Raw genomic sequence first — 25,115 nt, forward strand, 5'->3', positions numbered from 1 at the left:
CGCTGGTGCTGTTGTTCTCCAAAGCCTAGGGGCAGGAAGCCTCGAACGGTGCTTCATGAGGCGATACCGCACGTCATCGACAGGGTTCGGAGGCCGTTCCCTTCGGACGCTCGGTCGCATGCCCCTGGGCCAGCCGTTAAGAGCTCGTGACAAGATCATGAGGGCGCCTTCAGCAGCCGCCTCCAGCAGATGAGGCGGCAGGCCAACGAGCGACAGAGGTGGTGGAGTTGAGCCGTTGCTCCCAGCGGACAGTATGGTGCTTGAACTGGTGGAACAGGTCGAAGGTCTGCTCCGCTACATAGCGGAGCTTGCCCAGACACTTGATGGTCGGGGAGCCCTTGCGCGAGATCACCGGAGACCGGACGAAGCTCAGCGGCGTCTCTCTTACGGTCAGCGATGAGGAGGCCGATGACGAACGATCCGCAACGCCGGGGGCGAGTGCGCCTGGCGCAGCGCAGGCCGTCGCCTCACCGCGTCCGCCCACGAAGGGGATCCGTTCGGGGTGGACTGCGACGCTTACGGCGGTTGCCGTGGACCACGATCGGGACGGGCATTGGGGCAGTGGCCGCGATCGGCGGCCTCATCTTCACCGGCGTGGCTACCTACTACGCAGCCGTCGTCTCCAGGCAGCAGCTGGACCAGGTCAAGGAGGACCGAGAGCAGGAAAGCCGCGAGCAGGCGTCCCGCATCACCCTGTGGGCAGACCCTTACGGCAAGGAAGGCGGAGGACTGCACATCGCAAACCGGTCACCTGACGCCGCTACAGGCGCAAGTGTTGTCGTCGCGGGTAAGCGCCCGCCGAAGCCGCCATCGCATGAAGTTGCGGTTTACGTCATTGAGGGCCTGACGCTCCCGCCGTGCTCCGAACTTGCCCTGAAGGCAACGGACATCAAGACCACCCAAAGGGAAGGACACCAGTACTCCCTTGCTGACGAAGGGATGTTCGTGGACTCCCTGCTGTTCACTGACGCCTCTGGCCAGCAGTGGAGGCGAACACGCGATCAGCTTGAAAAGATGACGCCGGCGGTGACGGTCTCTGCGGGAGGTCTCGGAAGGACTGTCGACAAGGTGCTCCCGAAGTTCAAGGTGACAGCCCTCGACGGCGACTGCGCATACAGGTGAGCTGCCAAACTTCGCTACAGCCGAAGGGCATTGCTGCGATCATCGGCCTGTTCCCGGTGTAGCTGAGCGAAGCCAGGAAAGCGTGGTCAAAGCAGCTCGGCGCCCCAGGCCCCGTCTCATGCTGCGGCCAGCCTCTACATAGCCGCCGGGGTATCTCCGCCGATGTGGAGCCAACCACACGATGGCGTCTGCGATGTAGCGAGGGTTCGGGGCACCTCCGCGGACACGGGCAGGAGTCAGCCTTTAACAGACCGAAACTGGACCGGCCGCATGACCCCTTCCGACGCGGCGGTGGTTCGGAGGGATACGACGTCTTCAGCACGGTCATCCTGTGGCCTGTCGTTGTGCAGGGTGCAGGTTCAAGACTCACCCTCTACCGCCAGGACAAGCCCGTTTACCACGGCTTCCCCGATTACCGAAACCGGGGAAGCCACGCACCATTGGAAATCCACCGCCACTCCCTGACCGCCCCACAGAAAGGACATCCCCAAGCCCCGAACCAGAACTTCAGCCCCCGGCGCCCGCGACCACCCCACGCGGCTTGGCCTTCTTGCCCTCCACCGCACCGTGCTGGACCGCGGTGCCACCAGCGTGCTGCCACACGTACGCCCCCAGGACGGCCCACCGCAATGAGCGGAGGAGCCGCCCCGTCGCACAGGTCGCAGTTCCCGAAGGCTCGCGCGGCTACCGAGCTTGCACACCAGGCCGCACCGACGGTCCTTCTTCCGCCCAAGCCATGCCCCCGCTAGTCGACTACCCGCCACCATCCCCGATCACTCGAACGCCCCCGAACAGTCAGGGACTCAGAGGCTGATGTCAACGCAGGAGCTGACATCAGTCGTTGACAGCAACGGGGGCTGACACCCCCCGACGGGACCGGACACAGCAGGACGTCAAATCACCAGCTCTCTGGACGAATGACCAGGCCAGCAAGCCCGTAGCGAAACCGTTGCCGTTCCGTGGGAAGTCCCCCACAGCGAGCGCATAGTGTGTGATGCCGTTCCAACAGGCCGTGGGAACACCCGAGAGCAACGCGGGATCAGCGCGGGACAAACGCGGGATCAGACGCCGGATCAGACGCAACCGGCGTGCGATCACGCCGCGTTCGACGTGGGCTCATGGCCGCCGCACCTAGTTCGTTCACCTCAGGGGGAGTCAGATCATGCGATCCACAAGGCCGTCGTTCACCGTCCGCAGGGAAAGGGGCGCGCGCCGCAGAACCTCCCCCGTGCTGGCCGCCGTGGCCCTGGCGTCGGCGCTCGCGCTCACCGCCACCGCGTGCGAGTCGGGCGACGACCAGGCCGGTGGCGGCGCCTCGGCCTCGGCTTCCTCGGACGGGAAGATCACGATCCCGGACGACATCAAGGACCGGCTCAAGGAGCACGGGATCGATGTCGACAAGTGGAAGGACGGCGCCTGGAAGGACTGGAGCAAGGACGACTGGCTCCGCGAGGCCCAGGACTTCGTCAACCCGATCATCGAGGGTCTGTGGGACCCGGACCGGATGCGGGGCGCCGAGGACCCCGAGCAGGGCAAGGGTGTCGACGACAGCGACATCTCCGGGGACCAGGGCGTGACCGACCCGGAACCGGCGCCGGTGGACGCGAAGGCCGTGCCGGCTACGTACCACGACAGCGTTCCCGAAGCGGGCAAGGTGTTCTTCGACTCCCCCGAAGGCACGATGGTCTGCTCGGCGACGGTCGTGCAGGACCCGGCCCACCCCGGCAAGTCCAACATGGTGTGGACGGCGGGCCATTGTGTGCACGCCGGCAAGAAGGGCGGCTGGTACCGCAACATCGCGTTCGTGCCGTCGTACAACAACGACGCCCTGTCGACAGCGGAGTTGGAGAAGGCATCCCGCGAGGAGGTCGCTCCGTACGGTGTCTGGTGGGGTGACTGGGCGCAGACCTCGGACCAGTGGATCGAGCAGGGCGGTGCGACGGGCGGCGACGGTGCCTCGTACGACTTCGCGGTCATCCATGTGACGCCGGAGAAGGGTGGCTCGGGCAAGTCCCTGGAGGAGATCGTCGGTTCGGCGCTGCCGGTGGACTTCAAGGCCCCGGCGGCTGCGAAGATCCAGAGCATGACGGCGACGGGGTATCCGGCGGCGGCGCCGTTCGACGGCGAGACGATGTACCAGTGCCAGGACAAGCCGGGACGGCTGTCGCTCAACGCTTCGGACCCGACGATGTACCGCGTCGGCTGCACCATGACGGGCGGTTCGTCGGGTGGCGGCTGGGTCGCGACCGGTTCCGACGGCAAGCCGGCGCTGGTGTCCAACACCTCCATCGGCCCGGTGACGGCGGGCTGGCTGGCCGGACCGCGACTCGGTGACGTGGCCAAGGGTGTGTACGACTCGGTCAGCGAGAAGTTCGCCGGCCAGTGAGGCGATCGGCGGTCGGGGCGGGCCCAAGAAATCTTCACCGCCCCGCCGCCGTTCGCCCTCAACTGCACGGGCATAGTGGGGTGTCGCGCCCGAGGACGTCTGTCCCGGCAGCCACTCCTCACCATGACGCGCGCATGACATAGCAGCACTACAACAGTTTCCACGGGGGTCAACGCACCATGCGTTCCACACGTACGTCCCGTACGTCTTCCAGGCGGCACCGCACCATGCTCGCCGCCACCGGTCTGGTCGCCGCCCTGGCGCTGACCGCAACTGCCTGCAACGGCTCGGACGAGGCCAGCGACAAGCCCGGGGCCACCACCTCCCAGGCGGCCGACAGCGGCAACGACAAGATCCAGATCCCGGCCGACATCGCCGACAAGCTCAAGAAGCACGGCATCGACGTCGATGACTGGAAGGACGGCGGCTGGAAGAACTGGGACAAGGACAAGTGGCTCAGTGAGGCCAAGGACTTCGTCAACCCGGTCATCGACGGTCTGTGGAAGCCGGAGCGGATGAAGTCCGCCAAGGAGGCCAACAAGACGTACTCGACGAAGGACGCGGCGGCCGACACGGGCGTCACCGACCCGGACCCGCTGCCCGTCGAGGCGTCCGCGGAGAAGACGCCGTACCACGAGAACGCGGCCCCGGTCGGCAAGATCTTCTTCGACACCCCCGAGGGCCATGCCGTCTGTTCGGGCACGGTCGTCAAGGACGTGAACCACCCGGGCAAGTCCAACCTCGTGTGGACGGCGGGCCACTGCGTGCACGCGGGCAACGGCGGCGGCTGGTACCGCAACATCATGTTCGTCCCGGCCTACAACGACTACGGCAAGTCCGAGGCACAGCTGACCAACTCCAACCCCGTGGAGATCGCCCCGTACGGCCAGTGGTGGGCCGACTGGGCCTCCACGTCGAACGAGTGGATCGCGGGCGGCTCGGAGACCGGCGGCGACGGGGCGGCGTACGACTACTCGGTGCTGCATGTGAAGCCGGAGTCCGGCGCCAAGTCCCTTGAGGAGACGGTCGGCGCCGCGCTGGACATCGACTTCTCCGCCCCGTCCGCGACCGAGGTCGCCAAGATGGGCGCCTGGGGCTACCCGCAGGCGGCGCCCTACAACGGACTGAAGATGTTCAAGTGCATCGACCAGCCGGGCCGCCTCTCGCTCAGCACGACGCTGCCGACGATGTACCGCATCGGCTGCTCCATGACCGGCGGTTCGTCCGGCGGCGGCTGGTTCCGGGTGGTGGACGGTGAGACCAAGCTGGTCTCGAACACGTCGATCGGCCCGGCCGACAACACCTGGCTGGCGGGCCCGCAGCTGGGCAGGACCGCCGAGGCGATCTACCAGAACATGAGCAAGACCTACGGCGGTAAGTAGGACGTACGGCGGTCAGTGACGCCGGTACGCGCGGGAAGGCCCGCCCCTCGCATCGAGGGGCGGGCCTTCCCGTAGGGGCTGTTATGCCGCCGGTGCCGGAACGTACGGCGCGAGATCCGCCGCCAGTTCCTCGTGCACCCGCACCTTGAGCAGGGTGCCCTCCGGGGTGTGCTCCTCGGAGATCACCTCGCCCTCGTCGTGGGCGCGGGCGACGAGCTTGCCGAGTGTGTACGGCACCAGTGCCTCGACCTCGACCGAGGGCCGCGGCAGCTCGTTGTCGATGAGGGCGAGCAGTTCCTTGATGCCCTGGCCGGTGCGGGCCGAGACCGCGATGGAACGCTTCTCGATCCGCATCAGCCGCTGAAGCGTCAGCGGGTCCGCCGCGTCGGCCTTGTTGATCACCACGATCTCGGGCACGCGCGTGGCGCCCACGTCCGTGATCACCTCGCGTACGGCGGCCAGCTGCTCCTCCGGGTTCGGGTGCGAGCCGTCCACCACGTGAAGGATCAGGTCGGACTCGCCGACCTCCTCCATGGTGGAGCGGAACGCCTCGACCAGGTGGTGCGGCAGATGCCGTACGAAGCCGACGGTGTCCGCCAGCGTGTACAGGCGTCCGCTGGGCGTCTCGGCCCGCCGGACGGTCGGGTCCAGGGTCGCGAACAGGGCGTTCTCGACCAGGACACCGGCACCGGTCAGACGGTTGAGCAGCGAGGACTTTCCGGCGTTGGTGTAGCCCGCGATGGCGACGGACGGCACCTTGTTGCGCTTGCGCTCCTGGCGCTTGATCTCGCGGCCGGTCTTCATCTCCGCGATCTCCCGGCGCATCTTCGCCATCTTCTCGCGGATCCGGCGCCGGTCCGTCTCGATCTTGGTCTCACCGGGACCACGGGTGGCGAGGCCGCCGCCCTTGCCGCCGCCCATCTGACGGGACAGCGACTGACCCCAGCCGCGGAGCCTCGGCAGCATGTACTGCATCTGCGCGAGCGCGACCTGCGCCTTGCCCTCTCGGGACTTGGCGTGCTGGGCGAAGATGTCGAGGATCAGGGCCGTACGGTCGATGACCTTGACCTTGACGACGTCTTCGAGATGGATGAGCTGGCCGGGGCTGAGCTCACCGTCGCAGATGACGGTGTCCGCGCCTGTCTCGAGGACGATGTCCCGCAGCTCGGTGGCCTTGCCGGAGCCGATGTAGGTGGCCGCGTCGGGCTTGTCGCGGCGCTGGATGACGCCGTCGAGCACCAGTGCGCCCGCGGTCTCCGCGAGGGCGGCGAGCTCCGCGAGGGAGTTGTCCGCGTCCTGCGCGGTCCCCGTGGTCCAGACGCCGACGAGCACGACCCGCTCCAGGCGGAGCTGTCGGTACTCGACCTCGGTGACGTCCTCGAGCTCGGTGGAGAGGCCCGCCACGCGGCGCAGAGCCGCGCGCTCGGAGCGGTCGAACTGGTCGCCGTCCCGATCTCCGTCGATCTCGTGGCTCCAGGCGACGTCCTCTTCCATCAGGGCATCGGCCCGAAGACCGTCGGGGTATGTGTGCGCGAAGCGCTGCGTGTCCTGGGAAGGGGATGAAGAGGAGGTCATTGGGTCCTTACGTCGTTGGGGATGCCGATTCGGCGGTGGTGACTGCGTCATCCGTCACAACGCACGAGTACCCCGGGAGATTCCCGTGTCCCGTGCCGCGCCGACCGGAAGATGGTCGCACGGGACGAGGCGTCTCGTCATTGCCTTATTCGACCGGTGCGACATCGATTACTTGCCCGGTGCGACGGACTTCCACTCGGGGTGCCCCGGCATCGGCGGGGTCTTCTCGCCGTACAGCCACTCCTGGAAGAAGCCGCCGAGATCGCGTCCGGACAGTCCCGAGGCCAGGCGCACGAAATCGTCCGTCGTCGCCGTGCCGTCGGCGTGCCGGCTCACCCAGACCCGTTCCAGACGCTCGAAGGTCTCGCGGCCGATCTCCTGGCGCAGCGCGTAGAGGGCGAGCGCGGCGCCGTCGTAGACGTTGGGCCGGAAGATGCTGATCTTCTGGCCGGGGTCGGGGGCCTTGGGTGCGGCGGGCGGGCCGCCGGCCGCGCGCCAGCGGTCGGAGGCGCCGTACGCCGCCTTCATCCGGGCTTCCATGGACTTGCCGGCCTTCTCCTCGGCGTACAGGGCCTCGTACCAGGTGGCGTGCCCCTCATTGAGCCACAGGTCGGACCAGGCGGCCGGGGCGACGCTGTCGCCGAACCACTGGTGGGCCAGCTCATGCACCATGATCGACTCGACGTACCACTTGGGGTACGCGGGCTCGGTGAAGAGCTCTCTCTCGAAGAGAGAGAGCGTCTGCGTCTCGAGTTCGAAGCCGGTGTCGGCGTCGGCCATGAGCAGGCCGTACGTCTCGAAGGGGTAGCGGCCAACCTTGCTCTCCATCCAGGAGATCTGGTCCGGGGTCTTCTCCAGCCAGGGCTCGAGCGCCTCGCGGTGCTTGGTGGGCACGACGTCACGCAGCGGCAGCCCGTGCGGGCCGGTGCGGTGCAGCACCGTGGAGCGCCCGATGGAGACCTGGGCGAGTTCGGTGGCCATGGGGTGCTGCGTGCGGTACGTCCAGGTGGTCGCCCCGGCGGCCCGGTCCACGCCGGTCGGCAGGCCGTTGGCGACGGCGGTGTAGCCGTCGGGCGCGGTGATCCGGATGGTGAACATCGCCTTGTCGGAGGGGTGGTCGTTGCAGGGGAAGACCAGGTGGGCGGCGTCGGCCTGGTTGGCCATGGCAAGCCCGTCCTTGGTCCGCACCCAGCCGCCGTCGCGGTCGTCGGAGGACACGGGATCGCTGGTGTGCTTCACGGTGATCCGCATCCAGCTGCCGCTGGGCAGCTCTTCCTCGGGCGTGACCACCAGGTCCTCGTCGGCACCGGCGAACGTGGCGGGCTTCCCGTCGACCTCCACCGACTCGACCTTGCCGTGCGCGAAGTCGAGGTTGACGCGGTCGAGGGAGGTGGTCGTCCAGGCGTCGATGGTCGTGACGGCCTGGAGCGGCTCAGTGTTGGAGCCGGGATAGGTGAAGGAGAGGTCGTACGACGCCACGTCGTATCCGGGGTTGCCGAGGTGCGGGAAGAGGCGGTCGCCGACCCCCAGCGGGGCGGCGGGGGCGCTCGCGGCGACAAGGCAGACGGAGACCGCGGAGGCGAGCAGGGCGGCCGCCTTCAGCCGGCGGGGCGTCCTGGCGTGGGGGGTGAGCAGCATGCACCACCGCTACCAGCGCGCGCGTGCCGTGTGGCGACGACTCGCGTCCGGCCCACCCGAACGAGTAACGGCCTGGTTGGATGCGGACATGGACGCGCATGCGGAGTCGGGGCTGGAGAAGGGCGTCTGGAGTGACGCGGACTTCGAGCGGATGGGGTGGCACGACGTCACGATCCACGCGCTCTCCGTGGAGCGGACGGACGCGGTGCTGCCCCGCCTGCTGTTCGACCTGGACTATGTCGTCCGCTGGGTCCATCCCACCCCGCCGGAGACGTATTTCAGCTTCTGGGTGGCTCCCGCGACGCTCGTCTTCGAAGACGTCTGGGACCTCGAAGGGGATCTCGACTTCTCGGGCCAGTCCCTGGACATGGAGATCGACGCCTTGCACCGGCTGCCGCCGAAGGACGACAGGCCCGTGGGGAGCGAGGTGCCGCTCTGGCACATCGAGGGCCACGCGTTCGACCTCAGGTTCCGCGCCACCGGCTTCCGCCAGTTCATCCGGCAGCCGCCTCGGCTCGGGCGCCGTCGGGTCCTGGGGTACGCCGAACGCGGTGGCGCCTCCTTCGCGGAGATGCCCTTCATGTGACCTACCGGGCCCACCGGCGCATCCGCGGGGCCTCAGGCGCTCGTCGTCTGCGCCCTGCCCACGTCGTACACCCCGGGAACGTTGCGCATGGCCCGCATGAGCGCGGGCAGCAGGGCCGCGTCCGGCAGCTCGACCGTGTAGCTGTGGCGGACCCGCTGCTGGCTGGGGGGTTCGACGGTCGCCGAGACGATCTCGGCGCCTTCGAGGGCCATGGCCTCGGTGAGGTCGGCGAGCAGATGGGGGCGGCCGAACGATTCAGCGAACAGCGTGACCCGGCACCCGGCGGTCTCGCCCCAGCGCACTCCGACCTCCGTGCGCCCCGCCTGCGTCATGCGCGCCACCGCCGCACACTCGACCCGGTGCACGGTGACCACTCCCCCGCGCACGGCGAAGCCGGTGATGTCGTCGGGCGGTACGGGTGTGCAGCAGCCGGCCAGCCGGGCGGTCGCGCCCGGCTGGTCGACCAGGACCTCGGCGCCACCGGGGCGCAGGGCCGGACCGTCGGCGACCTGGGCCTCGGCGGCCGCGCGCGGCGCGACTTCACGCTCCGCGGTCTCGTCGGCCTCCCGCGGCTGCTCGTGCGAGGGATGCGTCGCGATCCACCGCTGGATGGCGATCCGCGCGGCCGGTGTGTGCGCGTGCTCCAGCCACTCCCTGGAGGGCTCGGAGGCCGGGTCCTGCCCCATGAGGAGCTGGACGGTGTCGCCGTCCCGCAGAACGGTGCTCAGGGTCGCCAGCCGGCCGTTGACGCGGGCGCCGATGCAGGCGTGCGCGTCCTCGCCGTACTGCGCGTACGCGGCGTCCACGCAGGTCGCGCCGTCGGGCAGGCCCAGGGTGCCGCCGTCGGGGCGGAAGACGGTGATCTCGCGGTCCTGGGCGAGGTCCTCGCGCAGCGTCGACCAGAACGTGTCGGGGTCGGGCGCGGCCTCCTGCCAGTCGAGGAGCCGGGAGAGCCAGCCGGGCCGGGTCGGGTCCTCGCGCTCGCCGTCGACGGGCTCCTCCGAAGGAGGAGCGTAGGGATTGCCGAGCGCGATGACGCCGGCCTCGGCGACCTTGTGCATCTGGTGGGTGCGGATGAGGACTTCGGCCACCTGCCCGTCGGGGCGGGCGACGGCGGTGTGCAGGGACTGGTACAGGTTGAACTTCGGTACGGCGATGAAGTCCTTGAACTCCGAGACGACGGGCGTCAGACAGGTGTGCAGTTCGCCGAGTACGCCGTAACAGTCCGCGTCCTCGTTGACGAGTACGAGCAGCCGGCCGAAGTCGGCGCCGCGCAACTGGCCGCGCTTGCGGGCGGCGCGGTGCACCGAGACGAAGTGCCGCGGTCGGATGACGACTTCGGCCTGGATGTCGGCGTCGCGCAACACCGCGCGTACCTCGTCGGCGACCTCGGCGAGCGGGTCGTCCGCGCGGGAGGCGTTGTCGACGATCAACTCCCGCGTGTGCTCGTACTCCTCGGGGTGCAGGATCGCGAAGACCAGGTCTTCCAGTTCGGTCTTGAGGGCCTGCACACCGAGCCGTTCGGCGAGCGGGATGAGGACGTCGCGGGTGACCTTGGCGATGCGTGCCTGCTTCTCCGGGCGCATGACGCCGAGGGTGCGCATGTTGTGCAGCCGGTCGGCGAGTTTGATCGACATCACGCGGACGTCGCTGCCGGTGGCTTTCAGCATCTTGCGGAAGGTCTCCGGTTCGGCGGCGGCGCCGTAGTCGACCTTCTCCAACTTCGTGACGCCGTCGACGAGATAGCGCACCTCGGCGCCGAACTCCTCGCCGACCTGATCGAGCGTGACGTCGGTGTCCTCGACGGTGTCGTGGAGCAGCGAGGCGGTCAAGGTCGTGGTCTCGGCGCCGAGTTCGGCGAGGATCAGGGTGACCGCGAGCGGGTGCGTGATGTACGGCTCGCCGCTCTTGCGCATCTGGCCGCGGTGCGAGGACTCGGCCAGCACCCAGGCGCGGCGCAGAGGTTCGAGGTCGGCGTCGGGGTGGTGGGCGCGGTGGGCCTCGGCGACATGGCCGATGGCGTCGGGCAGCCGGTCGCGGGCGGCCGGGCCGAGCAGGGCGGCGCGGCCCAGGCGGCGCAGGTCGATCCGCGCCCGCCAGCGCGCCGCGGGCCCCGTTACCGGACCTGGGGTCGCGGGGTTCGTGGCCTCCGCACTCATGGGCACCTCCGGCTGCATTGACCGGCGGACGGGGTGCCCCAGGGCGGACACGGCACAGGGGATGGCATCAATCCCCCGTCCGGGCCGGTGCTTGATGCTACCGAGCCCATCACGCGCGGCTGACCGCCTCTCGTCGAGCGTGAAACGGATCACCCATTCGAGCGACGGTTTTCAGGTTTACGGTTTCGCGCCACCCGACCTGCGGTTCTCCGTCGTTTTGTAGCACCGGGGCCGGGTGGGGCCGCGGATCCCAGCGTTCCAAGCCGTCGGAACCCGCGTTTCACTCGATCAACGCGCCGCGCTTTCCAGCCATTCCCGGTCGATCTCGCCCTCGGCGACGATCACGGCAGGGCCGGTCATCTCGATCTCTCCGTCGGGCCGCTCGGTGATCACGAGGGTGCCGCCGGGCACGTCGACGGTGTACGTCGCCGGGGTTCCGGTCACGGCCGGGTCGACGCCGTCCCGGCGGGCGGTGGCCACGGCGACGGCGCACGCGCCCGTGCCGCACGAGCGGGTCTCGCCGGAGCCGCGCTCGTGCACACGCAGGGCCACGTGTCGCGGACCGCGGTCGACGACGAACTCCACGTTGACCCCGTCCGGGTAGGCGGAGGCGGGGCTGAAGGGCGGCGCTTCGTACAGGTTGCCCGCGTGGGCGAGGTCCTCCACGAAGGCCACGGCGTGCGGGTTGCCCATGTTCACGTTGCGCGCGGGCCAGCTGCGCTCGCCCACGCTCACCTGGACGTCCCCTTCGGGAAGACGGGCGCTGCCCATGCCGACGGTGACGTCACCGTCCTTGGCGAGGTGCACGGTCTTCACGCCGCCGCGCGTGGCCACGGCCAGGTCGCCCTCGGTCACATGCCCCGCATGCTGGAGGTAGCGGGCGAAGACGCGGACGCCGTTGCCGCACATCTCGGCGATCGAGCCGTCGCCGTTGCGGTAGTCCATGAACCACTCCGCCTCGGCCGCCATGCCCTTGGCCTCGGGGTGCGCGGCGGATCGCACGACATGGAGCAGTCCGTCACCGCCGATGCCGGCCCGGCGGTCGCACAGGGCGGCGACGGTGGCCGGGGACAGGTCGATGGCGTTCTCGGGGTCCGGCACGATCACGAAGTCGTTCTCGGTGCCGTGGCCCTTGAGGAAGGCGATCCGCGTGCTCATGGTTCGATCCTACGTGCCGGCCGGTGGGGGCCGGTCGCGCCCGAGCGGCGGGGCCGCCCGGGGGAACAGCCCGCGCCCCGAAAGCCTCGTCAGCGCAGCCGCGCCACGCGGAGCACGGCCAGTGCGACCACCGCGGCCACGAGCACGACGTACAACAGCACCACGCGCCAGTCCGCCCGCCGACCGGAACCCCGCTGCGGCAGCCCCGGCCAGGTGTAACCGACCCGGCGGGCGGCCATCATGCCCCAGCCCGCCGCGCACGAGCAGATCAGCAGCCCCAGCATGGCGATCACGGCCCCGCTGTCGCCGAAGTCGAAGGCGAGCGGGAAGGCGAACATCAGGGAGCCGAGCGCGGCCAGGGAGACGATGGGGGCGAGCTGCCAGATGCGCATCCGGCGCTGGGGACGCAGCTCGACCTCGACCTCGGGGCCGTCGGCGAACATCTCCTCGGGCTCGGGGCCGTCGGCGATCACACCGCCCTGTGTCTCGTCGGGCCCGTCGGGGCTCAGACTGTCGCCGTCCTGCTCCGGTTCACCGTCGTCTGCGGTGCGGGGCTCGGTGCTTCGTGCGGTGTCGCGAGGGCCGGCCTCCATCGCCACGCGCCCTCCCAACTCGGACTCCACTTGGTCGATCGAAGCTCGATGATGGCACGGCGCCGACGGGCCCGATGACGGCCTGAGCGTCCCGATGCCAGGACGTGATCAGGCTGTGACCGGTCGTTCGACCAACGCCAGTGCGAGCTCCGGAAGTTCTGTGAGATCCGCCGCAGCCCCACTGAGCCAGTGCACCCGTGGGTCGCGCCTGAACCATGAATCCTGACGGCGCGCGAAGCGCTTGGTGGCACGTACGGTCTCGGCCCGCGCCTCCTCCTGCGTGCACTCCCCGGAGAGCGCCGCGAGCACCTGCTGGTACCCGAGCGCGCGCGACGCCGTGCGCCCCTCGCGCAGCCCCTGCGCCTCCAGGACTGCCACCTCGTCCACCAGTCCGGCGTCCCACATCCGGTCGACGCGGCGCGCGATGCGTTCGTCGAGCTCGGGGCGCGCCACGTCGACGCCGATCTGGACGGTGTCGTAGACCGAGTCGTGGCCGGGGAGGTTGGCGGTGAAGGGCCGGCCGGTGATCTCGATGACCTCCAGGGCGCGGACGATACGGCGGCCGTTGCTGGGCAGGATCGCCTGCGCGGCCTCGGGGTCGGCGGCGGCCAGACGGGCGTGCAGGGCGCCGGAGCCGCGGAGCGTGAGCTCGTCCTCCAGGCGGGCCCTGACCTCGGGGTCGGTGCCGGGGAACTCGAGGTTGTCGACGGCGCCACGGACGTAGAGGCCGGAGCCGCCGACCAGGATCGGCCAGCGTCCGTCGGCGAGCAGGGCATCGATCCGCTCGCGGGCGAGGCGCTGGTACTCGGCGACGGACGCCGTGACGGTCACGTCCCAGATGTCGAGGAGGTGGTGCGGGACGCCGCCGCGCTCCTCGGGCGTCAGTTTGGCGGTGCCGATGTCCATCCCTCGATAGAGCTGCATGGAGTCGGCGTTGACGACCTCGCCGCCGAGACGCTGGGCCAGGAAGACGCCCAGATCGGACTTTCCGGCCGCGGTCGGTCCGACGACGGCGATGACTCGGGGGGCGGGGGGTGCGCTGCTCACCGCCCCAGTCTCGCAAACGTCGCGGCGTGGCCTCGAACGAGTTACGTGACGGCACGGGCCGGGGGTCGTTGCCTGTTGCGAGGTTTTCGCCGCCGGTTCGCGGAGGCGGCACCCCGGCCGACGCAAATGGGCGCACCGGGCAACGCGGGATTTCGCCCGCACGAGTACCGTATGGAGCGTATATGGGTGTTTTCGCACGACTTCTCCGGAGGTCGAAGGCTGCGGAGGAGACGTCAACGGTCGAGGCGGCGGCCGCCACACTGACGGCCGACCCCGAGACGGAAGAGGCGGCCGAGACGGCGGCGGCGAAGGAGTCGGCCGAGGCGCAGACCGAGGCCGGGGCCGGGACCGAGGAAGCGGCCGCGTCGACGGAGACGGCGACGGAGCCCGGCGAGGCCGGTGCCGCCGAGAGCGTCGAGGGTGTCGACATCCCCCAGCAGCAGTCCGCCGAGCGGCAGTCCGCACAAGAGGCGGCCGACAGTGAGGCCGGCGAGAGCGCCCGCACGTAACTGCCCCCGCGCGGGAAGGTGAACGATGGGTCTCCTGGACAATTTGAAGGCCAAGCTCAACCCGGCCAAGGACAAGGTCTCCGGTCTCGCACAGCAGCACGGCGACAAGATCCAGCACGGTCTCGACAAGGCCGCGAAGGTCGTCGACGAGAAGACCAAGGGCAAGTACAGCGACAAGATCCAGACGGGCACGGGCAAGGCCAAGGACGCCATGGACCGACTCGCGCACAAGGACGACGGCGGCACGGGCGGCACGACCACGCCCCCGTCCTCACCGCCGCCCGCTTCCTGAACGGCAGCCACACACCGCTGGACCGGCGATCGCCGCGACGGCACATCGACGGACGGCCGCGGAGCACACGCTCCCGGCCGTCCGCCGTTTCATGAGCGGGTACGCCCTGAGACGCGCGGCGCGTCAGGACCAGGCCGCGACCACGTACCCCACGCCGTACGGCGCGTCCTCGTACAGCAGCTCCCCGCCGAGCCCCGCCCCCTCGGCCGCGCCCGCGAGGACCTGCCAGGGGGCCCGCCCTGACGCCTTGAGCTCGTACGCCAGCTCGGTGTCCAGCGCTTCCAGGGCCGCCACGTCCGCCGCGCCCAGCGCCCGCGCGACCTCCGCGTCGAAGGGCGCCGCGCGCTCGTCCAGGTAGCCGGGTGCCTTGAGGGTGCGGCAGGCGCTGGCGTCGCCCATCACCAGCAGCGCCACGCGCTCGGCCCGCGCGGCGATGTCCCTTCCGACTTCAATACACCGCTCGGCCGCGAGTGGTTCCCCCACACCGAGTCCCTCGATCGGGGCGTACGACCACGCGGTCCTCTCCAGCAGCCATGCGGCCACTGCGAGCGAGGGCGGCAGCGTGCCCGGGGCCGGGGCACCGGTGTCCCGGCCCAGCCGTACGTCGACGTCCACGCCGAAGCCCCGGAACGAACCCCGCGCGCCCTCCGCGTGCACGCCCCGGCCGCTGGGCTCGGCGGGCCCGACCACCACGAGCCGGTCCGGCCGGGCGGCGGCGAGCACACCGAGCGCGTCCGTGCAGGCGGCACGCGCGGCATCCAGCTCGGGCGCGGCGCCCGCGGCGACCTCGGGCACGAGGAGGGGCGGACAGGGACAGACAGCGGCGGCGACAAGCATGATCGGCAGCGTAACGCCGTCCGGCACCCGCGCGTCACTCCGCGATGAGCACGTCCGTGGGACCGGCGCCGGGCTCCGCCGTCCCTCAGTGCGCCGCGCACCCTCCCGTAGCCGCCGGCAGCGGCTCCGGTACGCCGATCTTCGGGAGGCCCAGCAGCACGCCCGTCGGCTTGGCCGCCTCGGCGGCGTTGCGCTTCTCCCAGGCGTCCCCCGCGCGCGTGCGGCGCACGTTCAGGACGTCGCCCTCGGCGAGGAGGTGGTGCGGGGCGGCGTAGGTGATCTCGACCGTCACGACGTCACCGGGGCGGACTTCCTCGTCCGGCTTGGTGAAGTGGACCAGGCGGTTGTCGGGGGCGCGGCCGGAGAGGCGGTGGGTGGTGCCGTCCTTGCGGCCCTCGCCCTCGGCGACCATCAGCTCCAGCGTGCGGCCGACCTGCTTCTTGTTCTCGTCCCAGGAGATCTCCTCCTGGAGGGCGACGAGACGCTCGTAGCGCGCCTGGACGACCTCCTTGGGGATCTGGCCCTCCATGGTCGCGGCCGGGGTCCCGGGGCGCTTGGAGTACTGGAAGGTGAAGGCGTTGGTGAAGCGCGCCTCGCGGACCGTGTGCAGGGTCTGCTCGAAGTCCTCCTCGGTCTCGCCGGGGAAGCCCACGATGATGTCGGTCGAGATCGCGGCGTCCGGCATCGCGGCACGCACCTTCTCGATGATCCCGAGGAAACGCTCCTGCCGGTACGAGCGGCGCATCGCCTTCAGGACCGTGTCCGAGCCGGACTGGAGCGGCATGTGCAGCTGCGGCATCACGTTCGGGGTCTCCGCCATCGCCGCGATCACGTCGTCGGTGAAGTCGCGCGGGTGCGGGGAGGTGAAGCGGACCCGCTCCAGGCCCTCGATCTTCCCGCAGGCCCGCAGCAGCTTGCTGAAGGCCTCGCGGTCGCCGATGTCGGAGCCGTATGCGTTGACGTTCTGGCCGAGCAGGGTGATCTCGGAGACGCCCTCGCCGACCAGGGCCTCGATCTCGGCGAGGATGTCGCCGGTGCGGCGGTCCTTCTCCTTGCCGCGCAGCGCCGGGACGATGCAGAAGGTGCAGGTGTTGTTGCAGCCGACGGAGATCGACACCCAGGCCGCGTACGCGCTCTCGCGGCGGGTCGGCAGGGTCGACGGGAACGCCTCCAGGCTCTCGGCGATCTCGACCTGCGCCTCCTCCTGCACGCGCGCGCGTTCCAGCAGCACCGGCAGCTTGCCGATGTTGTGCGTGCCGAAGACGACGTCCACCCAGGGCGCCTTCTGCACGATGGTGTCGCGGTCCTTCTGCGCGAGACAACCGCCGACGGCGATCTGCATGCCGGGGCGCTTGGTCTTCATCGGCGCGAGGTGGCCGAGGTTGCCGTACAGCTTGTTGTCGGCGTTCTCACGGACCGCGCAGGTGTTGAAGACGACCACGTCGGCGTCGCCGTTGGAGCCCTCGGGGGCACGGACGTAACCGGCGTCCTCCAGCAGTCCGGACAATCGCTCGGAGTCGTGGACGTTCATCTGGCACCCGTAGGTACGGACTTCGTAGGTCTTGGGCACTGAGACGTCCACTGCCGGGCTCCGGTCGCTGCTGATGGTCATCCCTCAAGAGTAGGCGGTCCCGGGAACGCCTCGTGCAGCCCTGCGGGGGCCCGGGGTGCGGCATCCGCGGGGCGAGATCACCATGAGGAGCAGGTGGCCCATGGAACCCGTGACCCCGCGCAGGGTGCTGCGCGTCCTCGCCTTCGCCACGGCCGTGCTCTGCACGCTGATCGTCGCCGTGGCGGCCACCGCGCGTGCCACGGTCGTGTCGGAGGGGTTCTACCAGTCGGTGCTGGACGAGGAGTCCGCGTACGACCGGCTTTACGACCAGGTCCTGGTCGATCCGAAGGCCGCGGCCGTGGCCCGGAACCTGCTGGCCGGGCTGCCGGTGCCGGAGGCCGTGGTGACCTCCAACATCAAGCTGGTGCTGCCTCCGGAGACGGTCCGGGAGCTCACGCACGAGCAGATCGGCAACGTCGTCGGATACCTCCGCGGCGACCGGGACCCCCTCGACCTGTCCGTCGATCTGCGCCCGGTGCTGGACAACATCAACGACCTGGCGCAGATCTACTCCGGCGATCTCGTCGCCTCCGTGCAGAACCGGACCGAGCCAGACTTCGACGCGTTCTCGGCGGACCTGTCGACGACCCTGGAGGACGTCCTCGCCGGACGCGCCCCCGCCTCGCTGCCCGCCCTCCCCCTCACTGAGGAACAGGCCGCCAAGGCCGCCGAGCACGTCCTCGCCGCCCTGCCCGAGGAGCGGCGCGAGGCGTTGCGGGCGGATGTCGAAGTGGCCCTGGGCGACGGGGACATCGGCACCGTGCTCGCCACGGTGGCACCCGCGCTGGTGTCCGAGCGCACCCATGCCTCGGTCGCCCGGCTGCGGACGCTCGCCGGGGGCGACGACTGGAACCTCGACCGGTCCCTCGACCTGACGGGCCTGCACCGGATCCATCCCTACACGGCGGTCGGGCTCGGGATCGTGGAGGCCGTCGCCGCCGCGCTGCTGGTCATCGCCCTGGTGGCGCTGTGGCTCACCGGGTCCCCCGCGCCCGGCCGCAGACCGATGCTGCTGGGCTGGGCGCTGGCCTCCGGTGGCCTGCTCACCGCGCTGTTCGTCGTCCTCGTACGCCTCCTCGGCGGTGGCCGGCTCGTCGATCCGTCGACCGACCGGCCGAGCGGTCTCACCCGCCTCCTCGACGACCTCCAGGACACGGCCCTCGACGACATGACGGTCGCCGCCCTGGGCAGCGCGCTGGTCCCGCTGGTGGCGGGGGCCCTGCTCGCCGGATTCGGGTGGGCGGTGCAGGTACGGCCCCGGCCGCGGACGGCGACCGCGTACGTCCGTCCGCTGGCGACCGGCGCGAGCGCCCTCGCTCTCGCCGGTCTCGTGCTGGTGCCGCTCGCCGCGCCCTCCGCGCCCCGCCGGTGCGAAGGCAGCGTGCGGTTGTGCGACCGGCCGTACGACGAGGTGGCCTTTCTGACCTCGCACAACGCCATGTCGACCACCCTCGACCGGTTCATCGGTCCGCTCCAGGACCCGGCCATCACCACACAGCTGGACGACGGCGTGCGCGGCCTCCAGATCGACACCTACCGCTGGGAGCGGCCCGACGAGATCACCGCGCGGCTGAACGACTCCGACTTCTCGGCCGAGCAGCGGACGCTGATCGCCAACGTCGTCAACCGGGTCAACCCGCCCCGGGAGGGGCTGTGGCTGTGTCATGCCGTGTGCCGGGCCGGGGCGATCGAACTGGTGCCGGAGCTGCGCGAGATCGGTGACTGGATGCGCGACCATCCGACCGAGGTGCTGACCCTGATCGTGCAGGACGCGATCTCGGGCGAGGAGACCGCGGAGGCGTTCGCGCGGGCCGGGCTGACCGACCTCGTCTTCACGCCGGACGAGGATCCGGCGGCGAGCTGGCCGACGCTGGGCGAGATGATCGACAGCGGCCGGCGGCTGGTCGTCTTCGCCGAGCAGGCCGACGGCCCGGCCGCGTGGTACCGCAACTTCTACCGCTACGGCATGGAGACACCGTTCTCCTTCCAGCGCCCCGACCAGATGAGCTGTGTGCCCCATCGGGGCGGCACCGGCAAACGTCTGTTCCTGCTCAACCACTTCATCACCGCGGGCGGCGGCAGCCGGCTGGACGCGGGCGAGGTCAACGCCCGTGACTTCGTCCTCGACCGGGTCGACCAGTGCGAGCGGGCGCGGGGCCGGCCGGTGAACTTCGTCGCCGTCGACTACACGACGATCGGGGACGCGCGCGGGGCCGTGGACGCGCTCAACGCCAACCGGTAGCGCGAGCCATTAGGGCCTGCCGAAGTGGCCGGGCCGTCCGGTCGCCCGCAGGATGGGAACGAATCGTGACAACTGCCGCCGAGAGGACCTCATGTCACATCCCACCCAACGGCGTCGGACCGCGACCGCCATCGCCGGAGTCGTCCTGGCGGCGCTGAGCGCGGCGTCGCTCGTCTCGTGCAGTTCGGACAGCGACGACGGCTCCACGTCCAGCGCTTCCGCGGTCGACACGGCGTCCTTCTCCGGGTCCGCCCCGTCCGCCCTCGACTCCGTCAAGGAGTCCGTCAAGGAGTCGGTCTCGGCGGCGGCCTCCTCCGCCTCCGCGCGGGCCTCCGCACGGGCCTCGGAATGGCTGGCCTCGGTGGACGCGGAGACCGAACGCGCCAACGAGGCGGCCAAGGACGCGCTCAAGGACGTCGACGGCAAGGGCAACGCCACCGCCGACGTGTCCCTCACCGGGAAGCCCCGCTCCGAGACCGCCGGTCTGCTCGCCCTGGTCGTGAACATCACCAACAGCACGGACAAGACCGCTTCCTATGCCGTCCAGGTCGAGTTCCGCGACCCCGACGGCAAGGTCGTCCAGACCCGGTACGTCGGCGCGGAGGACCTCAAGCCGGGCGGCAAGGCCCAGCCGCTCGCCATCAGCACCGCGCCGGACGAGCCGCAGTTGACGGCCGTGGTCGCGAAGGCACAGCGCTACTGACCCTCCGGGTCAGGGTTCGATCAGCCCCGCGCGGATCGCGTACCGGGTCAGCTCCAGCCGGTCCCGCATGCCGAGCTTGGCCAGCAGGTTCGCGCGGTGCCGCTCGACCGTCTTCGTGCTGATGAACAGCAGCTCGCCGATCTCCTTCGACGTGTGCCCCTCGGCGACGAGCTTGAGGATCTCCTCCTCGCGCTCGGTGACGGCCCGCGCGGGCAGCGCGTCGCCCCGGTGCAGACGGTCCAGATACGACCGTACAAGAGCGCGTTCCGCGCCCGGGTAGACGAACGGCTCGTCGCGCACGGCACTCCGGCAGGCCGCGACCAGGTCCCGGTCCGCGACGGACTTGAGCACATAACCGCTGGCCCCGGCCTTGAGCGCCTCGAAGAAGTACTGCTCGTTGTCGTACATGGTGAGGATCAGGATCCGCAGGTCGGGCAGCCTCCGCGACAGCTCCCGGGCCGCCTGGAGCCCGGTCATCCGGGGCATGGCGATGTCGAGGACGGCCAGATCCACGTCACGCGCGCGTGCCAGCTCGACGGCCTCGGCCCCGTCCCCGGCCTCCGCCACGACCGTCAGATCCTCCTCGCCGTCGAGGATCAGCCGCACGCCCCGCCGTACGAGGGTGTGGTCGTCGGCGAGCAGCACCCGAACGGGGGTCATCGGTTCCCCCGGACGAGCAGTCGTACGTCCGTTCCCCCACCCGGCGCCCCCGCCAGACTCAGCTCCGCCCCGATCAGCAGCGCCCGCTCCCGCATCCCCCGTAGCCCGGCCCCTTCGGTGGCGTCTCCCAGCCCCTTGCCGTTGTCCCGTACGAGGAGTTCGACAGCGTCCCCGACCGGCTGGAGCCGGAGCTCGGCGCGGTCGGCTGCGGAGTGCCGGGCGGTGTTGGTGAGGCCCTCCTGGGCCACCCGGTAGAGCACGAGTTCGGACTCCTCGGTCAGGGGCGGCAGTCCGCCGGGGACGTGGTGACGCACCGTCAGGCCGTGCACGCTGAACTCACCGGCCAGCGAGCGCAGGGCGCTGGCCAGGCCGAGTTCCTCCAGCACACCGGGGCGCAGGCGGCGGGCGATGCGGCGGATCTCGTCGAGGCCCGCGCGGGTGGCCTCCTGGGCCTGGCCGACCTCCTCGCGCAGCTCCTCCGGAGCCCGGTCGGCGACGCGTTTGAGCTGGAGGAGGACGGCGGTCAGGGTCTGGCCGACCTCGTCGTGCAGCTCGCGCGCGATGCGATGGCGTTCGCGCTCCTGCGCGGACAGGGCCCGGCCGGCTCCGGCGGCGCGCTCGGCCTCCAGCCGGTCGAGCATCGTGTTGTACGTCGTGATGAGCTCGGTCGCCTCCGCGGGACCGGCGACGGTCGCGCGGGCCCCGGGCCGCAGCAGGTCGGCGGCGGCCATGGCGCCGCCCAGCCGCTTCAGCGGGGCGAGGCCGATGCGCAGGACCAGCGCGTTGGCGGCCAGCAGCAGGGCGAGGCCGACGACCACGACCACCGCCTCGGCCGCGGTCACAGGGGTCGACACGGTGACCGGGCCCAGCAGCAGCGCGGCGGCCACGATCAGGCCGGCGGCGTTGAGCGAGAAGATCCGCCAGAACAGCGACACGTTCCTGTTCCCGCCCCTCTCCGCTGATGTCGGCCATACCAGCTTCGGCCTGTCTCCCCGCTCGCGTATATCCGTGACGCCACCCATGTCGCCACCGTACGGGGCGATGGCAGCATGCCAATCCGGCACCCGCGATCACCGACCGTGAGGGGAAGAAACGTGTCTGCACCGCGCCTGAGGGCGACGCCGCTGCCGGGAATCGGGGTCCAGTACGACCTCGTGACCCGGGAACACCGCCATCTGTCCGTGGTGGCGCACCGCGACGGCGCCCGGACGGTGAGCGTGTACCAGGCCGACGACCCGGACTCCTGCGCCCAGTCGCTGCGGCTGACCGGCGCGGAGGCGGGCTCGCTGATCGACGCGCTCATGCCCTCCCACCACAGCGCGAGCCTGCTCTACACCACCGACCTGGGCCTGGTCGCCGAGCGCATCGAGGTCGCGGCGGCCTCGCACTGGAACGGGCGGCTGCTCGGCGAGACGCGGATGCGCACCGACACGGGCGCGTCGATCGTCGCCGTGCTGCGGCGGGCCGAGGCGATCCCGTCCCCGGCGCCGGACTTCCGGCTGGCGGGCGGGGACACGGTCATCGTCGTCGGCACCCGTGAGGGCGTCGACGCCGCCGCCGCGATACTCGGGCGGGAGTGAGTGAACAGGTGCACTCCGCGGTCCTGTTGATCGAGTTCGGTTCCATCATCCTCGGCCTCGGCCTGCTAGGCCGGTTCGCCGCCCGCTTCCAACTCTCCCCCATCCCCCTGTACTTGCTGGCCGGGCTGGCCTTCGGCGAGGGCGGACTGCTGCCGCTCGGCGCGAGCGAGGAGTTCGTCGCGACCGGCGCCGAGATCGGCGTCATCCTGCTCCTGCTGATGCTCGGCCTGGAGTACTCGGCCGGCGACCTGGTCACGAACCTCAAGGCGCACTACCCGTCGGGGCTGGTCGACGCGGCCCTGAACGCCCTGCCGGGAGCGGCGGCCGCCCTGCTGCTGGGCTGGGGCCCGGTGGCCGCCGTCGTGCTGGCGGGCGTCACCTGGATCTCGTCGTCCGGCGTCATCGCGAAGGTCCTCGGCGACCTGGGACGGGTCGGCAACCGCGAAACCCCGGTGATCCTCAGTGTGCTGGTCCTGGAGGACCTGGCGATGGCGGTCTACCTGCCGATCGTCACCGCGCTGGTGGCGGGCGCCGGGCTGCTCGCCGGGAGCCTGACGCTGGCCATCGCGCTGGGAGCGGCGGGCCTGGTGCTGTTCGTGGCGGTCCGCTACGGCCGGCTGATCTCGCGGTTCGTGTCGAGCGACGACCCCGAGAAGCTGCTCCTGGTGGTGCTGGGGCTGACGATCCTGGTGGCGGGCGTCGCCCAGCAGCTCCAGGTGTCGGCGGCCGTCGGTGCCTTCCTGGTCGGCATCGCGCTGTCCGGCGAGGTGGCCGAGGGGGCGCACACCCTGCTCAGCCCGTTGCGGGACCTGTTCGCCGCGGTCTTCTTCGTCTTCTTCGGCCTGCACACGGACCCGGCGAGCATTCCGCCGGTCCTTCTTCCCGCCCTCGCGCTGGCCCTGGTCACCGCCGCGACGAAGATCGCCACCGGCTACTGGGCGGCCCGGCGGGCCGGCATCTCCGAGAAGGGCCGCTGGCGGGCCGGCGGGGCGCTGGTGGCCCGCGGCGAGTTCTCCATCGTCATCGCGGGCCTCGCGGTCGGCGCCGGCATCGAACCGTCCCTGGGCCCGCTCGCCACGGCGTACGTCCTGATCCTGGTCGTCCTCGGGCCCCTCACCGCGCGCTACACGGAACCACTGGCGTCGCGGTGGTCCGGGCGTCTGCGTGAGCGCCGGCACACCCGCGAGGACGAGCCCGCGGTGAAGGAGGCGTCGGTGGTGGACTGAGGGGCGACGGGGAAAGAGGCGAGGAGCCGAGCGCGGGGGGCGGCACGAGCCGCACCGGGCAGCACCGGCCGGCCCAGGCGGCGCGAGCCGGGGCAGGCGGCGCGAGCCGGACCACACGGCGCAAGCCCGACCACACGGCGCAAGCCCGACCACACGGCGCAAGCCCGACCACACGGCGCAAGCCCGACCAGGCTGGTGGTCAGGCCAGTCCCTCCGACCCCACCCCGGCGATCCCCTCCGGCGCCCACCCCTGACGCCGCAGCACCTCGGCCACGTCCGGCGCCTCGTAGTGGTCCCCCTTGAGGACCTTGCCGTCGGCCCGGCGGGCCACGCGTCCGTCGGGCCCCAGCTTGGTCATGTTGGAGCGGTGGATCTCGGCGATGACCGCGTCGAGGTCGATGCCGTGCACCAGGGCGGTGCCGTACGCGACGTAGACGACGTCGGCGAGTTCGTGCGCCAGCCGGTCCAGGGGGCCCGCCACGGACACCTCCGCCACCTCCGCGGCCTCCTCGGCGAGCAACTCGCCCCGGTGGGCGGCCAGCCCCGGCGACACCGCGGTCGGCGTACTGCGGGCGTCGAGCCCCATGGCCAGGTGGAACGCACGGACGAGGTCGGCGGGCGAAGAACTCATGCGACGACCCTAGCGGCCACCACTGACACCGTCGGGCGCCCGCGTCACACCCTGCCGTCCCGCTTCCCGAGCCGGTCCCACCGCGCCTGTCTGTGACTCCCCTGTCCTGCTCCTTACGCCCCTCCCGGCACCCCCTGTGACCCTCGCCCTGGCCAGCACCGCGTCCGGCCTGGCAGGATCGCGCGCATGTCCAGCATGTTCCCCCGCATCAGCAGGAGCCGGGCGCTTCAGGGCGCGGCCGCCGGTTTCGTCGCCTTCGGGCTGCTGCTGTGGTGGCTGCTCCCGCTGGGCGAGGAGCCTCCGGGCGGCACGATCAGGTTCAGCACGGGCTCGCGCGGCGGCGTCTACGCGGAGTACGGCAACCAGCTCAGCGACGCATTCGCCAAGGACATGCCCGATCTGAAGGTGGAGCTCCAGACCAGCGCCGGCTCCCAGGACAACGTCGCGCGCGTGGCGTCCGGCGAGGCCGACTTCGCCATCGCGGCGGCCGACGCGGTGGAGACGTACGCGCTCGACCACCCGACCGAGGCCGGCAGACTGCGCGGTGTCGCGCGTCTGTACGACGACTATGTGCAGCTGATCGTCCCGCAGGGCTCGGACATCCGGTCGGTCGCCGACCTGGAGGGCAAGCGGGTGGCCGTGGGGCTGCCCAAGTCGGGGGTTCGGCTGATCGCCGACCGGGTGCTGGAGGCGGCCGGCATCGACCCGGACAAGGACATCACGGCGCTGCCGTACGGCATCAACGACGCCTCGCAGCTCGGCCGTACGTTCGACGCGTTCTTCTGGTCCGGCGGGCTGCCGACCAGCGGGCTGAAGACGCTCGCGGAGAACGAGTCCTTCAAGTTCGTGCCGATCGACAGCAGCCTGATCACCAAGCTGCACACCCAGGGCGCGGCCATGCGCTACTACCGCCCCACCAACATCCCGGAGTCGACCTACGACGTCCAGGAGGGGTACTCGGTCCCGACGATCGCGGTCTCCAACCTGCTGATCACCCGCAAGGACCTGGACCCCCGGCTCACCGAGTGGCTGACCCGTACCGTCCTGCGCAGCCGGGACAAGATCGGCGCCGAGGTGCACTCGGCCCAGCTGGTCGACCTGCGTACGGCGATCTACACCTCCCCGCTCCAGCTCCACGAGGGCGCGCGAAACTACTACCGCTCGGTCAAGCCGTAGT

Annotated in this window: 22 protein-coding genes; 11 read left to right on the forward strand and 11 right to left on the reverse strand. The window is 70.7% G+C overall.

Annotated features, from left to right (window positions below; translation table 11 throughout):
• The first annotated feature begins 561 nt into the window (after window positions 1–561).
• The 3 genes from OG866_RS11495 to OG866_RS11505 all read left to right on the forward strand — a co-directional run bounded on the left by OG866_RS11495 (window position 562) and on the right by OG866_RS11505 (window position 4,890).
• Window positions 562–1,122, forward strand: coding sequence for a hypothetical protein (locus OG866_RS11495; RefSeq protein ID WP_329333948.1), 561 nt, complete (start codon window positions 562–564; stop codon window positions 1,120–1,122).
• 1,162 nt (window positions 1,123–2,284) lie between these two features.
• Complete coding sequence (locus OG866_RS11500) at window positions 2,285–3,508, forward strand: trypsin-like serine peptidase (protein ID WP_329333949.1); 1,224 nt, start codon at window positions 2,285–2,287, stop codon at window positions 3,506–3,508.
• 179 nt (window positions 3,509–3,687) lie between these two features.
• The gene (locus OG866_RS11505) at window positions 3,688–4,890 is read left to right on the forward strand and encodes a trypsin-like serine peptidase (protein WP_329333950.1); all 1,203 of its coding nucleotides are present in this window, start codon (window positions 3,688–3,690) and stop codon (window positions 4,888–4,890) included.
• Window positions 4,891–4,971: 81 nt separating this feature from the next.
• Here OG866_RS11505 and hflX read toward each other — a convergent pair whose 3' ends face one another.
• Together hflX and OG866_RS11515 are read right to left on the reverse strand one after the other, a co-directional pair.
• Complete coding sequence (hflX, locus tag OG866_RS11510; protein ID WP_329333952.1) at window positions 4,972–6,465, reverse strand: GTPase HflX; 1,494 nt, start codon at window positions 6,463–6,465, stop codon at window positions 4,972–4,974.
• 168 nt (window positions 6,466–6,633) lie between these two features.
• A complete protein-coding gene (locus OG866_RS11515) occupies window positions 6,634–8,103 on the reverse strand; it encodes a M1 family metallopeptidase (RefSeq protein WP_329333954.1) in 1,470 nt (489 codons plus the stop codon).
• 88 nt (window positions 8,104–8,191) lie between these two features.
• On the opposite strand from OG866_RS11515, the gene OG866_RS11520 reads away from it, so the two are divergent.
• Entirely contained in the window at window positions 8,192–8,689 is a 498-nt protein-coding gene (locus tag OG866_RS11520; protein WP_329333955.1) for a hypothetical protein, read from the forward strand.
• A 32-nt stretch (window positions 8,690–8,721) separates the two neighbouring features.
• Here the strand turns inward: OG866_RS11520 and OG866_RS11525 are convergent, their stop codons facing one another.
• The 4 genes from OG866_RS11525 to miaA all read right to left on the reverse strand — a co-directional run bounded on the left by OG866_RS11525 (window position 8,722) and on the right by miaA (window position 13,646).
• Window positions 8,722–10,848: a RelA/SpoT family protein gene (locus OG866_RS11525; RefSeq protein ID WP_329333957.1), complete on the reverse strand. Its 2,127-nt coding sequence runs from the start codon at window positions 10,846–10,848 to the stop codon at window positions 8,722–8,724.
• Window positions 10,849–11,136: 288 nt separating this feature from the next.
• The gene (gene dapF, locus OG866_RS11530; protein ID WP_329333958.1) at window positions 11,137–12,006 is read right to left on the reverse strand and encodes a diaminopimelate epimerase; all 870 of its coding nucleotides are present in this window, start codon (window positions 12,004–12,006) and stop codon (window positions 11,137–11,139) included.
• Window positions 12,007–12,095: 89 nt separating this feature from the next.
• Window positions 12,096–12,599: a hypothetical protein gene (locus OG866_RS11535; protein WP_329344044.1), complete on the reverse strand. Its 504-nt coding sequence runs from the start codon at window positions 12,597–12,599 to the stop codon at window positions 12,096–12,098.
• Window positions 12,600–12,707: 108 nt separating this feature from the next.
• Complete coding sequence (miaA, locus tag OG866_RS11540; RefSeq protein WP_329333960.1) at window positions 12,708–13,646, reverse strand: tRNA (adenosine(37)-N6)-dimethylallyltransferase MiaA; 939 nt, start codon at window positions 13,644–13,646, stop codon at window positions 12,708–12,710.
• A 182-nt stretch (window positions 13,647–13,828) separates the two neighbouring features.
• Here miaA and OG866_RS11545 point away from each other — a divergent pair, with 182 nt between their 5' ends.
• Together OG866_RS11545 and OG866_RS11550 are read left to right on the forward strand one after the other, a co-directional pair.
• The gene (locus tag OG866_RS11545; protein WP_329333962.1) at window positions 13,829–14,155 is read left to right on the forward strand and encodes a hypothetical protein; all 327 of its coding nucleotides are present in this window, start codon (window positions 13,829–13,831) and stop codon (window positions 14,153–14,155) included.
• A gap of 25 nt (window positions 14,156–14,180) precedes the next feature.
• A complete protein-coding gene (locus OG866_RS11550) occupies window positions 14,181–14,447 on the forward strand; it encodes an antitoxin (RefSeq protein ID WP_329333964.1) in 267 nt (88 codons plus the stop codon).
• 123 nt (window positions 14,448–14,570) lie between these two features.
• On the opposite strand, the gene OG866_RS11555 is transcribed toward OG866_RS11550, so the two are convergent.
• Entirely contained in the window at window positions 14,571–15,284 is a 714-nt protein-coding gene (locus OG866_RS11555; protein WP_329333966.1) for a class III extradiol dioxygenase subunit B-like domain-containing protein, read from the reverse strand.
• Window positions 15,285–15,369: 85 nt separating this feature from the next.
• Window positions 15,370–16,896, reverse strand: coding sequence for a tRNA (N6-isopentenyl adenosine(37)-C2)-methylthiotransferase MiaB (gene miaB / locus OG866_RS11560; protein ID WP_329333968.1), 1,527 nt, complete (start codon window positions 16,894–16,896; stop codon window positions 15,370–15,372).
• Between the two features lie 100 nt (window positions 16,897–16,996).
• On the opposite strand from miaB, the gene OG866_RS11565 reads away from it, so the two are divergent.
• Both OG866_RS11565 and OG866_RS11570 read left to right on the forward strand, forming a co-directional pair.
• Window positions 16,997–19,138: a PI-PLC domain-containing protein gene (locus tag OG866_RS11565; RefSeq protein ID WP_329333970.1), complete on the forward strand. Its 2,142-nt coding sequence runs from the start codon at window positions 16,997–16,999 to the stop codon at window positions 19,136–19,138.
• A 91-nt stretch (window positions 19,139–19,229) separates the two neighbouring features.
• A complete protein-coding gene (locus tag OG866_RS11570; RefSeq protein WP_329333972.1) occupies window positions 19,230–19,841 on the forward strand; it encodes a hypothetical protein in 612 nt (203 codons plus the stop codon).
• A 9-nt stretch (window positions 19,842–19,850) separates the two neighbouring features.
• Here OG866_RS11570 and OG866_RS11575 read toward each other — a convergent pair whose 3' ends face one another.
• Both OG866_RS11575 and OG866_RS11580 read right to left on the reverse strand, forming a co-directional pair.
• The gene (locus OG866_RS11575; RefSeq protein ID WP_329333974.1) at window positions 19,851–20,501 is read right to left on the reverse strand and encodes a response regulator transcription factor; all 651 of its coding nucleotides are present in this window, start codon (window positions 20,499–20,501) and stop codon (window positions 19,851–19,853) included.
• Window positions 20,498–21,436, reverse strand: coding sequence for a sensor histidine kinase (locus tag OG866_RS11580; protein WP_329333976.1), 939 nt, complete (start codon window positions 21,434–21,436; stop codon window positions 20,498–20,500). Before OG866_RS11580 ends, OG866_RS11575 begins: the two co-directional genes overlap by 4 nt.
• A 159-nt stretch (window positions 21,437–21,595) precedes the next feature.
• Between OG866_RS11580 and OG866_RS11585 the strand changes: the two genes are divergently transcribed.
• On the forward strand, window positions 21,596–22,081 hold the full coding sequence (locus tag OG866_RS11585) for a cation:proton antiporter regulatory subunit (protein ID WP_329333978.1): 486 nt from the start codon (window positions 21,596–21,598) through the stop codon (window positions 22,079–22,081).
• A gap of 8 nt (window positions 22,082–22,089) precedes the next feature.
• A complete protein-coding gene (locus OG866_RS11590) occupies window positions 22,090–23,307 on the forward strand; it encodes a cation:proton antiporter (RefSeq protein WP_329344046.1) in 1,218 nt (405 codons plus the stop codon).
• 199 nt (window positions 23,308–23,506) lie between these two features.
• On the opposite strand, the gene OG866_RS11595 is transcribed toward OG866_RS11590, so the two are convergent.
• Entirely contained in the window at window positions 23,507–23,938 is a 432-nt protein-coding gene (locus OG866_RS11595) for a MazG nucleotide pyrophosphohydrolase domain-containing protein (protein WP_329333980.1), read from the reverse strand.
• Window positions 23,939–24,124: 186 nt separating this feature from the next.
• On the opposite strand from OG866_RS11595, the gene OG866_RS11600 reads away from it, so the two are divergent.
• Window positions 24,125–25,114: a TAXI family TRAP transporter solute-binding subunit gene (locus tag OG866_RS11600; RefSeq protein WP_329333981.1), complete on the forward strand. Its 990-nt coding sequence runs from the start codon at window positions 24,125–24,127 to the stop codon at window positions 25,112–25,114.
• Window position 25,115 lies beyond the last annotated feature (1 nt).

Origin of the sequence: Streptomyces sp. NBC_00663 (assembly GCF_036226885.1) — a bacterium.
Classification (GTDB): domain Bacteria; phylum Actinomycetota; class Actinomycetes; order Streptomycetales; family Streptomycetaceae; genus Streptomyces.